The organism is Sulfidibacter corallicola (assembly GCF_017498545.1).
GTDB classification, from domain to species: domain Bacteria; phylum Acidobacteriota; class Holophagae; order Acanthopleuribacterales; family Acanthopleuribacteraceae; genus Sulfidibacter; species Sulfidibacter corallicola.
In genome coordinates, this window is the sequence record NZ_CP071793.1 from 7,388,981 (window position 1) to 7,403,444 (window position 14,464).

The window sequence follows — 14,464 nt, forward strand, 5'->3', positions numbered from 1 at the left end:
TCACGGGCGGTATGCCGGCCCGGCCGACACTTCGAAGCGGCCTGGGCTTCGCAATGTCGCGTAGGAAAAGAGCGAAGCGAGACGTGTCCCTCGTGGCCCGGCACCGAAGTCGCGCGGTCCCCAGTCCCCGCGTCGCGAGAGAGCCAAGGGGCCTGTAGGTGGAGCAGCCTGCTCCACCAATCGAAGCAACGCAGGCAACGACAATCGATCACGGCGAGGAGCGAAGCGAGACGTGTCGCTCGTGGCCCGGCATCGAAGTCGCGCGGTCCCCAGTTCCCGCGTCGCGAGAGAGCCAAGGGGCCTGTAGGTGGAGCAGCCTGCTCCACCAGTCGAAGCAACGCAGGAAACGACAATCGATCACGGCGAGGAGCGAAGCGAGACGTGTCGCTCGTGGCCCGGCACCGAAGTCGCGCGGTCCCCAGTCCCCGCGTCGCGAGAGAGGCAAGAGGCCAGTAGGTGGAGCAGCTTGCTCCACCAATCGAAGCAACGCAGGCAACGACAATCGATCACGCCGAGGAGCGAAGCGAGACGTGCCCCTCGTGGCCCTGCACCGAAGTCGCGCGGTCCCCAGTCCCCGCATCGCGAGAGAGCCAAGAGGCCAGTAGGTGGAGCAGCCTGCTCCACCAATCGAAGCAACGCAGGCAACGACAATCGATCACGCCGAGGAGCGAAGCGAGGCGTGTCGCTCGTGGCCCGGCACCGAAGCCGCGCGGTCCCCAGTCCCCGCGTCGCGAGAGAATCGTCGTCGCGGTGGTCGGGCAGCGGCGGTTAGCCACATCGAAGCACCCAGGGTTCGCAATATCGAGTGTTCATAGAGGGACGCAACTAAATCGGGTCTCTAGATCTCTCGATGATGGATTTCTATCCATGTTAGGTCACTTCGATTGGTTGAGCAGGCGCGACGTCTCTCTGTCTGCGGAAATTCCGCCAGCAGATCGCTTCGCTGGATGGCGATCGGGGCAAGGGTGTGCTTTGCTCTTTGGCGTAACTCTGATCCGTTACATGCGTTACTTCGACGCGTCGGCCGGGCCGGCCAACCTACTGCCGCGCCGACTCTCAAAACATGCGGGAACTCCGAGCATGGGTCGCTTCGACAGGTTCATCCGGTGGGCTCACCGCCGCTGCTGAACCTGCCTGACGCCTGATGCCGTGCCCATCCAGCCCGGCCGCTTGGGTCGTTACCCGGGCTCCGGTTCTGGATGGGCCCTACCTAGGGCGATTCGGTGCGCAGGATGTCCAGCAGACTCAGGGCCGGCCACTGGGAGACGCGCGGCATAATCTCGCACGCGAAGCCGATCCCGTTTCCGTTCCCATCCCATTGGCCGGGATTGAAGACCGTGGGGCAGTTGTCCAGCGCATCGGCCCACTCGTCGCCGTCGCTGTCGACGCCGTCGTTGCAGGCGTCGCCGACGCCGTCGCCGTCAATGTCGGACTGGCCGGGATTGAAGACCGCGGGGCAGTTGTCGATGCCGTCGGCATAGTCGTCTCCGTCCGCATCGACCGCGTCGTTACAGACGTCGCCGATGCCGTCCCGATCCAGATCGGTCTGGCTGGGGTTGTGCGTGTTGGGGCAATTGTCGACGGCATCGGCGTAGTCGTCGCCGTCACTGTCGATGGCATCGTTGCAGGCATCACCCACGCCGTCGCCGTCCAGATCGGTCTGGCTGGGGTTGAAGGTGTTGGGGCAGTTGTCGACCCCATCTGCATGGTCGTCGCCGTCACTGTCGATGGCGTCGTTACAGGCATCGCCCACGCCGTCGGCGTCCACGTCGGACTGGCTGGGGTTGAAGGTGTTGGGGCAGTTGTCGATGGCATCGGCGTATTCGTCGCCGTCACTGTCGGCAGCGTCGTTACAGGCGTCACCCACGCCGTCGAGATCTCGGTCGGACTGACTCGGGTTGGCGATATTGGGGCAATTGTCCACCGCATCGGCATAGCCGTCACCGTCGCTGTCGATGGCGCCGTTACAGGCGTCGCCGGTTCCATCGCGGTCCAGGTCCGATTGGCCGGGATTGAAGGTGTTGGGGCAATTGTCGAGGGCATCGGCCCAGTCGTCGCCGTCGCTGTCGATGGCGTCGTTACAGGCGTCGCCCATGCCGTCCCCGTCCACGTCGGACTGGCCGGGATTGTGGGTGTTGGGGCAGTTGTCCACGGCGTCGGCATGTTCGTCGCCGTCGCTGTCGAGGGCGTCGTTGCAGGCGTCGCCGACACCGTCCCCGTCCACGTCGGACTGGCCTGGATTGGCCGTGTTGGGGCAGTTGTCCACGGCATCGGCCCAGTCGTCGCCGTCGGCGTCGAGGGCGTCGTTACAGGCGTCACCCACGCCGTCGAAGTCTACGTCGGACTGGCCGGCGTTGTGTGTGTTGGGGCAGTTGTCGAGGGCATCGGCCCAGTCGTCGCCGTCGCTGTCGAGGGCGTCATTACAGGCGTCACCGACACTGTCGCCGTCCACGTCGGCTTGGCCGGGGTTGTGGGTGTTGGGGCAGTTGTCGAGGGCATCGGCCCAATCGTCGCCGTCGCTGTCGACCGCATCGTTACAGGCATCGCCGGTACCGTCGCCATCCAAATCGTTCTGCGCCGGGTTGAAGGTATTGGGGCAGTTGTCGATGGCGTCGGACCAGTCGTCGCCATCCGCGTCGATGGCGTCGTTACAGGCATCGCCGACGCCGTCGCCGTCAATGTCGGACTGCCCGGGGTTGAAGAGGCCGGGGCAGTTGTCGCAGGTGTCGATGGCCAAATCGTTGTCGTCGTCGGCGGTCGAGATCAGGATCGCGTTGGAGGTGAACGGGCTGTTGGTGCCGCACGGGGTGGTGACGATCAGGGTCACCAGGTCGCCTTCCTGGAGTGTCTGGGGGTTGAAGGTCGTCTCGGTCGCGCCTTCGAAGTCCGCACCGTTGACCTGCCACTGGTAGGTGGTCAAAAGGCCCACGTTATCGAGATCCGACTCGAAGCGAAACTCCGTGGTACAGGTTTCCGCATCGAGGGCGATCGTGGCGTCGAGGGCGCCGCTGGGATCCACGCGAACGGTTTGCACCGGAGCGGTGCGCGGCTGGCATTGGCCGCTCGTCAGGATGACCGTGATTTCGTCGCCGTCGGCCAGGGTCGAGGTCATGAACGTATCGCTGTCGGTGCCCACGTCCATACCGTTGACCTGCCATTGGTAGGTCGGGCTGGTGACGGGCGCCTCGGGAATGGCGGTGAAGGTGGTGTTGGCGCCCGCACAGATCGTGAACGAGTTGGTGAAAACCGCCACGTCGACCGGCACGTCGTCGGCCAGGGTGAAGGCCAGGGTGTTGGAGGTGCCGGGCGAACCGGGATTGCAGCCGTTGGTGATCACCGCGTGAATCTGCATGCCGTCGATCGGATCGAGGATCACCAAGGGATTCTGATCCTCCGCATCGAATTGTTCGATGCCGTTGCGGAACCACTGCAGTCTGGGCGTGGATCCCTCGTTGGTGAACGTGGCCTCGACGCTGACCGTATCGCCGTCACAGAAGGTGGTCTGGAGGGTATCGAGGGTCGCGGTCGGAACTTGGCCGAGGGGATCGACGGTCAGTTCGGTGATGGTGAAGCGTTCGGTGCAGGTGGGGCCGTCGGTAATCTCGAGGGCGTAGGTTCCGCCCTCGGCCAGGGTGATGCCGTTGATCTGCAGCGTGGCCGAGGTCGCACCGGGGATCGCCACGTCGTCGCGGAACCACTGAAAGGTGGGTACCGGTGTGTTCGCAAACACCTCGGGCGTGATCGTCAGGTTGTCGCCTTCACAGATCGAGGTGGGCGCGTCGGGGGCGGCGATGGTGGCGCACGTGAACTCGTAACTCTGAAGAAATGCGGAACTTCCCCGGATTCCGGGGCCCGCCGACCAGGCAATCAGGAAGGAGTCGTTATCCAGGAGCGTCACGTCCACGGTACGCGCAATGTCATCCGTGGCCGGAGAGAGCCAGGGCCCACGCGGATCGCCGTTGTCGGCGAAATGGCGGATCTGGATATCGGACCCTCCCGCCTCGCCTACCAACAACAATTCGCCGTTCTCGCGCATGACGGCACGAAACTGCCTGAAGGAGAACTCGCCGTCGAGATAGGTGATATCCGAGCCGATTTGTGTGCCTTCCGTGTCCAGGCGCATGCCCCGGATGCGGTTGTGATCATCCTGCCACAGCAATACCGTTTGACCGTCCTCGTTTGCGTAGGCTTGGAGTTCTTGTTCCCAAAAGTCATTGCCAACGTTGCCGAGGTTTTCGCCCAGGTCGCGGGTGTGGAAATGGTCGAACTCTCGGGTGTCGCGGTTATAGATCCCCCAATAGAGGATCCTGTTTCCTTCGTTGAGTTCGAACCAGGCCAGTAACAGGTTGCCGTCGGTCCGCCAGGCCATCGTGGGGTGGAGTTCCTGATCGTAGTCAGGTTCATCATTGTGACTCACGGGTCGGACCAGTTTGAACACGTGGCTCTCGGGCGTTGCGTTGGGATTGCGAAACACGTCGAGAAACAGCAGCCACTCGTTGAGTTCCGATTCGTTGATTTCCGTGTCCTCACCGATGTCTTCACCCGTGAAGAAGGCGGCGAAGTGCGACCGTTCGAAATTGGGTTTCATTTCGAAGGCTTGATGCCATTTGTGGCGTTCCAACAGTCGGTGGTTCGCATGGAACTCATCCGTCAATCCGGTGCCGTCGATGGCCACGTGACGGAAAAAAATCGTGCCCTCGCCCGCCAGGCCGCCGCCCATATCCGAGCCGATCACGAAACGGTCGTCCCAGAACAGGACGCGGGTGGTATGGCTTTCCATCGTCATGGAACTGATTCGCGATACCTGTTGGAGGTTCGGGTCGAAGAACACCGCGGCAAGATCGCGGTTGGGTGACGGATCGGCAAACAAGGCGATGGTATTGCCTTCCCCGTCGCTCGCGACCTGAATTTCGCGATCGACCAACTGCAAGGGGTGGAAAATCGGAATCTCCACGGGGCCATCGAGTGGTCGCTGTGCCCACAACGAGCCCACCAAAAACCAGATCATGGATGTAGAAACGACGACCCGCCACATACTGCCCCCATGTTTTCGATTCTTTTGTTTTTATGAACTATACCAAAGCGTAAAGCCATGCACCATTAATAATTCCAATAAAGTACGACGAATTTCATGAGAAATTTCAACGGCTGTTTTTAGTATGTCTCCGCTGAACCGCATCCGATTTTTTCCAGTGGCGCAGGATGGGGTCGGTTTTGGGTCCAGGGTGTTGGGCAAGCGGGTGTCTTCGGAGGGTGATGGGTCTTGCCGTCGACAAAAAACCAGGAAGCCCGGAACTTCGGAAAGGAGGAGAGGACGGAGGAAAAGAGCGAGTTGACGGTGCCTTTTTTTCGGGCTTCGGCGCGGCCTGGATGCCTGTTGCATGGATGGGGGGAAGAACCCCGAACCTACCGCCGGAATCCGCTTCCGGCCAACCGCCCGGGCGCACTCCGAGCGGCGCTTTTCGTTCCCGACCGGTGGCGAACCGGGGTATAATCGCGGCACTTCCCATTAAGAAAAAAACAGTTAGCCACACCCATCGGTCGCGGTTCGCACCTGGCGTGGCTGATCCGAGGCGGTGTTCCATGAGCTCGGTGCAATCTCGTGAGGGAACGACCCTCCTGCAAAAGGGCGCGGCCTTCCTGGCCGATCGCGATCTTTCCGCAGCGGTCGAGGCATACGAAAAGGCGCGGGACCTGTGCGCCGACGAGACCGAGTGCCACTTGGGCCTCGGCCGCGCCCTTTCCGGGTTGGGTCGCTTCAAGGAAGCCTTCCAGTCGCTCTCCCAGGCGGCCCAGATGGCCCCCGAAGACCCGCGTACCCATTACTATCTGGCCAGCCACCTGCTGAACTCCGGCCAGCCCGAAATGGCGCTGCCCATGTTCCGACGCCTCGAGGAGCGGCATCCCGGCTACCGCGATGTGGCCGAACGTTTTCGCCACTGTCTGGTCCGCGTGCGTTTCTTGCCGCCGATCGACCTGGAACCCGACTTGATCGCCCTGCTCGAAAGTGGAGATTTCACCGATATCGCGGCCGCCCCTGTCGTGGCGATGGTGCTCGTGAAGAAATACCGTGTCGGCAGGCACACCGCGTCCGATGCCGAATGGTGTGCCGCGTTCGAAACCGATCGCCTGCTGGCACTCCTTCTCACCCGTTGTTTCAACGTGAACGTTGCCTTGGAACGTATCCTTCTCCGCATCAGGCGGTTCCTCTTTTTCGGGAATCTACCCGATTGGTCGTCTCCCGCCCGCCGCGCCTTCTGCGTGCGTCTGGCCATCGCCCACTTCAACAGCGATTACGCCGGCCCTTGGGACGCGGCCGAGCGCGAACTGCTCGAAAAACGATTGTGCGCACTGGAGGGAACGGACGACGGGGACTCCCAATCGGGGCTGGACCTGGCGCGCACCCTGGTCGGTATCGCCATGTACCGGCAGCCCCCGCGCGAGGCGATGGTCCGGCTCGCCGCTGCCAATCTCGACGATCCCCACGTTCGCTCGTTTTTGACGTACCTCCATTTCGATCTCGTGGCACTCGAAGGGGAAACGGTGGCAAGGTTGGGTGACGTCCGGGACCCGATCTCGCGACGAGTTCAGACCCAATACGAGCGATTTCCCTTTCCACGCTGGCGCGACATCCATACCTCGCGCCGGATCGGGTTCGCCGAATCCATGCGGCGGCGGTTTCCACATACACGGGACCTGGCGTTTCCCGATCGGCCCGATATCCTGGTGGCCGGCTGCGGTTCGGGGCGTCATCCGATCGAACTGGCCGAAAAGTTCCACTACCGCTCGATGGTGGGCCTGGATCTCAGCAAGGCCAGCCTGGCCTATGCCCAGCAGCGGGCTCGGGAACGGGGCTGCGAACGCCTCGAATTCCTTCACGCCGACATTCTCAACCTGCGCGGATGGGAGCGCCGGTTCGACGTGATCGAAGCGGTGGGCGTCGTGCATCACGCCCAGGACCCTCTCGAGGCCTGGGGCATTCTTCGCTCCCTGTTGCGACCGGGTGGCTGGATGAAGATCGCCGTGTACAGCCGCATGGCTCGGCGCGACATCACCCGGGTGCGCGATTGGATCCACGAGCAGGGATACGCCGCAACCGAGGATGGGATGCTCGCCTTTCGCGCCGATTACCTGGCCGGTAAGGTGCCATCGTCGTTCTCGTTTCTCGAGGAAATCACCGATTTCTACAACCTGAACCACCTGCGCGACCTACTGTTTCACGAGTACGAACACCTCTTCGACCTGGATCGCATCGAGCAGGGCCTGCACACGCTGGATTTGACCTTCACGGGGTTTTTATTCAAGAGGTTGGACATCCTGCTTCGCTATCGTCGCCGTTTTCCCGAGGACATCACGGCCTCGAATTTGAACCATTGGCGTAGGTTCGAGTCTGAATTTCCCGACTCCTTCTTGGAAATGTACTGCTTCTGGTGCCGGGGCTGAACCCGTGTGAGAGGCGACTTCTTATGTAGTTGATCGAAAAAAACGAATTTTCGGTTATTTGTTATTTGTCTCTTTCGTTGACTATGTGATCTGTTTTCATTTAAGATGAAATATCCCTGATACATTTTAAATTTTCCTGGTTGGAGAATCCCAAAAGGGCATGAGCCCCATGCCTTTTCAATCGGCTCGAACTGTCTTCAATGTCCTAATGGTGATTGGGAGTCATGATATGAAGGAAAAAACCGAAGTGAACACCCGGCAGTTGGGTGAGGAACCGCCCAAACCGCCCAAAAAACCCTGGTCGACGCCTGTTCTCCAGAAAGAGCCGACCAGGCATACGGGAACGAACATCAACGGCATGGGCAACGACGGCACCTTCTTCTCCTGAGAGGAGAGCCGAAACCCAAGGACCACCGTGCCCGCATTGGATTCAGGCGCGATCCAGTCGCGTCACCCAATCGCAAAAGGCGGCCGCTTCCAAGCTGCGAAGCATGGCGACCTGTGTGCGGACGGTCGGGGTGTGTGCCAGTTGCGCCAGCGCTTCGCCCAGCCGCGCCATGTCGAAGCGCCGGCAGATTTCCGGATCGCGCGTCAGGCGGTCATGGAGATTTCGTAGCCGATCGCGCCAGGCGAGCATGTGCTCGCCACAATCGGCCGCCTGGTGCCCGCGCGTCGTGCGTTCCGTAATGGCGGGCGGCAGGTAATCGCCCAGGTGGTCGCGCACCAGGCGGCGGTCGCGCCCGGCGCGCACGTGTTGATCCAGCGGCAGCGACATGCCGAATTCGAGCAACCGCACATCGGCGCTGGGATCGGCGAACTCGAGTCCGTGAGAACCGGCGAGGGGCGTCCAGTAGTCGCCCAGCAGGCTCAAATACCATCGCAATCCGCGACAATGATGATCGTAGGAGAAAGGCGGTGATGCGTGACCGGGAACCCCGTACTTTTGGAGAAATCGATCGGCCAGGCCCATCGTTGCGGCATAGGTCGGGTTGATGAAGGAGAAATCGGTTCCGAACGGAGGGCGCGAGCCGGGTAGCCAAGCGCGCAGGGCATGAGCGGCCCGGAGCTGCAACAGGCTGCGGACAAGGCCTTTCACGAGCTGGAGGTGGGAGCTGCCGGTGAACCGTGCGCGTCCGCGGAATTCCCTGGCCAACGTAATCCATCGGCCCGTGATGGCCAGGTGCCCGTGAAAGCCGAATACCTCCAGGGACAACGAGCCGTTGCCGAGCTGGCCCACCAGGACGGTGTCGCATCCGTCTCGGCGGCAAGCGTCGAGCAATGTGTCGATCCACCACTCGTTGTGGGGACTGATCGCGGGCCAGCCACGCGTCGCGAATCGAGACTCGGGCCGATCGAAGGGGACCACGGCCTCGGACGACGCGAAATGGGTCCGTAGATTGGGCCATCGCGCGGCCAGCGCTTCCACATAGCGGCGCTCGTCGGCATCGCGCCCGTCTCCGCAGCGCTGCGGAAACCCGGCTCGGGGCACCGCACAATAGCTGTGAAGCGCTTCGCCGCGCGATTGGCATCGATGCGCCGCCACCGCCGCGATGGCCGATGAATCCAGCCCGCCGCTGAGCAGGATGCCGGGCCGTCTTCCGCGAATGCGGCAGTTCACCGCCTCGGCGAAGATCTCGCGGAAGGCCTCGCCGTAGGCCTCGTCGGAAGCCAGCTCCAGCCTGGGTTGCGGGTTGAGCTGCCAGTAGGCGGCTGTGTGCACGCGCCGGTCGGCGACGTGCATCAGGTGGCCGGGCGGGAGGCGGGCGATGTCGCGGAACATGCTTGCCTGGGGGGCGGGCGGCATCAGGACCGCGATGTCGGCCATCGAGGTTTCGTCGAGGCGGGCCCTGATGCCCGGCAACGCCAGCAGCGCCATCGGACTGGAGGCGAAGGCGAAGCGGGTGGCGTCGACGTGGTAATAAAAGGTGGCGATGCCGGTATGGTCGCGGGCGCAAAACAGCGAACGGGTGTGGGGATCGAACACCACGAGGGCGAACCGGCCCAGCAGGTGTTCCGGGCAGCCCTGGCCCCACTCGAGATACGCTTTGGCGATCAGGGCCGGGTCGTCGTGTAATTCCAGTTCGGCAGCCGCCAGGCCCAGTTTGGCGCCCAATTGGGTGCGGTTATGTAACCTGGCCGTGGCGATCAGGATCGCGCCCGACCGGCGATCTTCGACGACATGTCCGGTTTCGGATCGCTTCCGGGCCGTCCAGAACCCGCCGCCGAGGGCGAGCGAATCACGGGTCCAGGTCCATGGATGCTGGTGCGCGGGCGACGCGTCAACCATGGCGCGTAGGTGGTCGGCGGAAGCGGGTCGGTTGTCGAAGTGGAAAAAGCCGGCGAAAGCGTCCATGGCATCCTCGGTGGTCGGAGGGGTTTGTTCGAGTGGGCTTGGCTTTGGATTCGTTGGTTTTTTTTCACCACTGAGTTCCCGGAGGTCGCAGAGAGTGAACGGGTTTCTCCATAGGGGCACGTTGTTGAATGCGGAGGAGGGAGGCGTTGCAGTGGTTGGAATCAGTGAGGGAGACACGGGATTTGATAAAGGTGTAAACACAAAAAATCAAACAATTTAAAGCAAGCATGATTTGCATGGTTTTCTTCCAAGAGTTACCCCTATTTGGTTCGAAGAAGTCTGTCCACGAATGACACGGATTGACACGAATTTGGAAACCACCTTTGGATTCCACACACCGGATCTCTCCAAAGACCGGCAATCCTTCCATTGCGAATTGTTGAACCTAAATCCATTAATTTAAATTTTTTATGTAAAAGACTTTCCTTTTGTGATCAGGTTGGGAGGTCCCAATACCGCATCAAAGGCAATCGAGAAGGAAAACCGGGATGGCCCATCGAGCACCCCCGCCGTTTATCCTCCACGTGAACGTCCAAGAACCCACCGGAGTCAATCTTCCCAGAAAATGGCAAACAGAGTTTCCTATTGGACGTAGCGTTCGCCTCCGGGACCTCCGGGAACTCTGTGGTAAAAAAAGACTTACACATAAACACCCTGAATCTACTTAGAACCCCCCTCCCAAGAAACGACTTGAGTCATTCTGCTCAGAACCTGGCAGACAGGGTATCCTCCGGCGCGTAGCGTTCGCCTCCGGGATCTCCGGGAACTCTGTGGTAAAAAAAGACTTACAGTTAAACATCCCTGCTCCTGGCGTTGCATCCCGACTCCGGAGGATCGGGATGAATTTGGACCAACTCCTCGGCCAATGCCTGCTTCAAAAAGGCGATCACATCTCGGCGGCAGGTGGCGCGATCCACCTCGAATTCCGATTGCAGAAGATCGCAGACGTCCTCGACGCGACGCGGGCTTTCGATGAGTGACCAGATGCGGCTGCCGGTTTCGGCCATCGCGTAATAGGCGCCGCGATCGATGTGGAGCAGCATGACCTCCTCGTCGACGGACGTGGAGATCTGATGGGGGCTCTGGGAAATGGTACTCGAGAGATCGATTCGATGCGATGCGGTCATGGGATCCTCCGTGTGCTCTTGTGAGATGGGCGAGCGAAATCGCTATCCAGGCATGGATCTCGAGGGGGTCTCCAGCTCCCTGTGGGTGTCTGGTTCGAGATGCAGTTGATCGATGATGTGCTGCACGGTGGCATCGGGCCGGAACGGTCGTTTCTTTCGGATGAACAGGGTCATCGGTGCGGCCTTGGCCAACCGAGCGCAGGCATTCAGATGGTTTTTTGTCGCGCAGGGGCCCGAGATGAATGCCCTGCGGTACGTGTGCTTTTGCAACACCCGCAGCCGTTCCAGGGTGGTCAGGCGATCGACGACGGGGGGGCCGGTCTCGGTGGAAACCAGCGCGACCAGATGGTGAATGGGAGTGGGCCCGTTCGGGAAAGGTCCGGAAAGCCCGAAAGCTACCTTGGGGATTCGCGCGTGCAGTGGGTATGCCTTTTCACCGGTCAGGCCCAGGGCCCGCACCGAATCCGGCCACAGCTTGATTTGGGGGAAACCGGGATGGAGGTAGGCGCGGCCTTCGCGCGTCTGGTGCACCGCGCATAGGTCGTCGGTGAGCATCGCGAATCCGCGTTTTTGAAAGGCCGCCGCCGTGGTGGATTTGCCGACGCCCGATGAGCCTAGGAACAGAACGGCCCCGGAGCCACAGACGACCGCGCTGGCGTGCAGGGTCAGGACACGGCGCTGTTGCAAGATGGCACCCATGCCCGAACCCAACAGGAACAGCCGGATGACCCGTTGGTCGGCGGCGGGATCGGGATCGATCACGATGCGGTTACCGTCGCACACCAACATGCTGCCCACGCCGTCGTGACGAAGGAGGATCCGCCGCGGCTCGGCGTGAAACCGCAGTTCCGTGGAGGGCCGGTGCCACGGATGCGAGAGCGCTCCCCAAGTCACCGTGACATCGGTGCGGTCGCCCTGCGCCGGGGGGAGTTCGGGGCAGGGGAATGGCGCGGACAACCTCAACCCGAACAGGTGGTAGTAAAAGTCAGTAGCCTTCATAAAACCACTTTCGCGATGAATTCGTGAGGAGGTCTGAATGGCGCTTGGTTTGTAAGATGCTGATTGGCAATAAATATATGTTCATGACGGGGATAACTGCAACCGATCATCGAGGGTTTTTTTGTGAATCGAGGATAATTTCCGGCAGACACTGTTCCTCGAAGGCGATACGGGTGTCGGTCGAGGGGGTCATTCCCCGGGCTAACACAACTCAGGATTCCTTATCTAGAGAAAACTCAAGAGAAAGGTCTTTACATACTGTTGGTTAATTTTTGATGATCTGAAAATTGTGATGATTATGCCATCCAGGCTCACTGTTGGGTGCATTTTTTTGTCGAAGATATCTTTTGCGAAGGCGCTGGGAAAACAGATCGTGACTTCCGGGAATTGTTCCGTGTTTCCCTATGCAAGAACTTCGATAGATGGGAAAATTGACGCTGACGTCCTGGTTTGTCATTTCGGTATCGGTTCTGGCGGGATATGCCTCGATCCGGAACCCTTCGCATTGTTAGGGTTGCCCGTCCAGGAATGGTGCCCTGGAGGCCATTGCGGTTCGAACCGGTTCGGGCCGAGCATCGAGCTGGCGAATAGTGTGGTAAATAATTGTATTCAAAGTCTTTGTTTCGAAGAAATCTGCATTTCTTCGTTGCGCGATGGATCAATCTCCAACAGCATTACGAAATAAATGTATAATTAAATAAATATTTTCTGGTTACAGAATTTGGAATCGGATGGAACTGGATTCGATGAACTCGAAAGACGCTGCGACCGTGCTCGACCTGCAGGCCCTCGTTCGCGAGAACGCCCGTTTGAAGCGCGAGGTGGAACGCCTCAAATTGGTCATGGACGGGGCTCAACTGGGCCTGTGGGATTGGAACGTCCAGACCAACGCGGTCGTCTTCAACAAGCGCTGGAAAAGCATGATCGGCTACGAGGAACACGAGCTGGGCAACGATTTGGCCACCTGGGAGAAGGTCCTGTGCCCGGATGACGCCGCGTACGTCTACAAGGTCCTCCAGGATCATTTGGAAGGTCGGATTCCGGTTTATGCGACGGAGCACCGCCTGCGCCACAAGGATGGACACTGGATTTGGGTTCTCGATATCGGTCGCATCGTGGAATGGGACGCGGAGGGCAAACCTCTGCGAGCCACGGGCGTGCACCAGGATATTTCGGCACGCAAGGAATTGGAGATGGAGTTGGTGGCGGAGAAGGAGCGCGCGGAGGCCGCCAACCTCGCCAAATCCCGGTTTCTGGCCAACATGAGTCACGAGATCCGCACCCCGATGCACGGCATCCTCGGTGCCGGCAGGTTGATGCGCAACTCGCCCTTGAACGGGGATCAGACGGAACTGGTGGACCTGGTGGTGGGATCCACCGAAGCCCTGCTGGACATCATCAACGACATTCTGGATTTCAGCAAAATCGAAGCGGGTCGTCTGGATATCGAGCGCATTCCGATGAATCTGGAGCGCCTGATCGACAACATCGTTTCGCTGCTGGGGTCGCGCGCCACCCAAAAGGGGCTGAGCCTCGAATTCGACTATCCTGAGGCGTTGCCCCGCTGGATTCTGGGCGATCCCACCCGTATCCGTCAGGTTCTGATGAATTTGATCGCCAATGCCATCAAATTCACCCGGCAGGGTTCGGTTTCCATCGACCTGAGCTACGACTACGGCAAGGACGAGAAGGGCTTCCTGAGCATCGCCGTGAGAGATACCGGTATCGGCATGTCCGCCGATCAACTCGAAGTGATTTTCGAGCAGTTCCACCAGGGTGATGCCTCGATCAGCCGCAAGTACGGCGGCACGGGTCTGGGTACCACTATCAGCAAACGCCTGGCGTTGCTCATGGGAGGCGACATCCACGTCACATCGGAACCGGGACGGGGATCGACCTTCGTGTTCCAGTTGCCCACGGTGCAAACCGAGCCGCAACAGGACACGGAACCGGAAGCGTATTCGCGGAACTACCGCAAGACCGTCATTCTGGCGGAAGACAATCCCATCAATCGCATCATCGCCGAAAAGGTGTTGAGCGGGTTCGGCGTGGAGACCATCCCGGCCCACAACGGACTCGAGGTTTTGGAAAAAATCGGGCTCGAGCACGACATGGTCCTGATGGACGGCCACATGCCCATCATGGACGGCATCACCGCTACCCAAAAGCTGCGCAAACAGGGCTACGACAAGCCGATCGTGGCCTTTTCGGCGAACGTGTTGGCGGAGAGCCGGCGAGCCTATCTCGAGGCGGGCTGCGACGGCCTCATTCCCAAACCCTTCACCCTTGCGGAATTGGTGTCGGAATTGGACCGCCATTTTTCCGAATCGTCGCCCTGACGGCGGGCGCCGACGGGACCAGACCCGCGCCTTTCGCCGATCGCCACGCGGATGTGCGATCCTCCGATAAATGACGGATCGCACATCGCGTCGGATTGACCGCGCTTGGTTGTCAGGTCTAGATTGGACACTATCTCACCCGTGGTGTGCGATCGGATCCGCGTTTCCGGCGCTGTGGCCGTCACCGTTTCACGCCTTTCCTA

The 14,464-nt window shown here is 60.5% G+C and carries 7 protein-coding genes; 3 read left to right on the top strand and 4 right to left on the bottom strand.

Going from position 1 to position 14,464, the window contains the following annotated elements; genetic code table 11:
- Positions 1–1,210: 1,210 nt before the first annotated feature.
- Positions 1,211–4,954, bottom strand: a complete 3,744-nt coding sequence (locus tag J3U87_RS22770) for a thrombospondin type 3 repeat-containing protein (RefSeq protein WP_237378072.1) — start codon at positions 4,952–4,954, stop codon at positions 1,211–1,213.
- 629 nt (positions 4,955–5,583) lie between these two features.
- Here J3U87_RS22770 and J3U87_RS22775 point away from each other — a divergent pair.
- Complete coding sequence (locus tag J3U87_RS22775; RefSeq protein WP_237378073.1) at positions 5,584–7,443, top strand: class I SAM-dependent methyltransferase; 1,860 nt, start codon at positions 5,584–5,586, stop codon at positions 7,441–7,443.
- 229 nt (positions 7,444–7,672) lie between these two features.
- Positions 7,673–7,831: a hypothetical protein gene (locus tag J3U87_RS22780; RefSeq protein WP_237378074.1), complete on the top strand. Its 159-nt coding sequence runs from the start codon at positions 7,673–7,675 to the stop codon at positions 7,829–7,831.
- Positions 7,832–7,873: 42 nt separating this feature from the next.
- Here J3U87_RS22780 and J3U87_RS22785 read toward each other — a convergent pair whose 3' ends face one another.
- The 3 genes from J3U87_RS22785 to J3U87_RS22795 form a co-directional block, all read right to left on the bottom strand.
- Entirely contained in the window at positions 7,874–9,796 is a 1,923-nt protein-coding gene (locus J3U87_RS22785) for an asparagine synthase-related protein (protein ID WP_237378075.1), read from the bottom strand.
- A 791-nt stretch (positions 9,797–10,587) separates the two neighbouring features.
- Complete coding sequence (locus tag J3U87_RS22790) at positions 10,588–10,923, bottom strand: PqqD family protein (RefSeq protein WP_237378076.1); 336 nt, start codon at positions 10,921–10,923, stop codon at positions 10,588–10,590.
- Positions 10,924–10,965: 42 nt separating this feature from the next.
- Positions 10,966–11,922 (bottom strand): hypothetical protein, encoded by a 957-nt coding sequence (locus tag J3U87_RS22795; RefSeq protein ID WP_237378077.1) that lies wholly within the window; start codon positions 11,920–11,922, stop codon positions 10,966–10,968.
- A 746-nt stretch (positions 11,923–12,668) separates the two neighbouring features.
- Here J3U87_RS22795 and J3U87_RS22800 point away from each other — a divergent pair.
- Positions 12,669–14,261, top strand: coding sequence for a PAS domain-containing hybrid sensor histidine kinase/response regulator (locus J3U87_RS22800; RefSeq protein WP_237378078.1), 1,593 nt, complete (start codon positions 12,669–12,671; stop codon positions 14,259–14,261).
- Positions 14,262–14,464 lie beyond the last annotated feature (203 nt).

Excerpts from the sequence above, each read along its gene's own strand:
- J3U87_RS22775 (WP_237378073.1), top strand. The coding sequence starts at position 5,584 with ATGAGCTCGGTGCAATCTCGTGAGGGAACGACCCTCCTGCAAAAGGGC.
- J3U87_RS22780 (WP_237378074.1), top strand. The coding sequence starts at position 7,673 with ATGAAGGAAAAAACCGAAGTGAACACCCGGCAGTTGGGTGAGGAACCG.
- J3U87_RS22785 (WP_237378075.1), bottom strand. The coding sequence starts at position 9,796 with ATGGACGCTTTCGCCGGCTTTTTCCACTTCGACAACCGACCCGCTTCC.
- J3U87_RS22790 (WP_237378076.1), bottom strand. The coding sequence starts at position 10,923 with ATGACCGCATCGCATCGAATCGATCTCTCGAGTACCATTTCCCAGAGC.
- J3U87_RS22795 (WP_237378077.1), bottom strand. The coding sequence starts at position 11,922 with ATGAAGGCTACTGACTTTTACTACCACCTGTTCGGGTTGAGGTTGTCC.
- J3U87_RS22800 (WP_237378078.1), top strand. The coding sequence starts at position 12,669 with ATGAACTCGAAAGACGCTGCGACCGTGCTCGACCTGCAGGCCCTCGTT.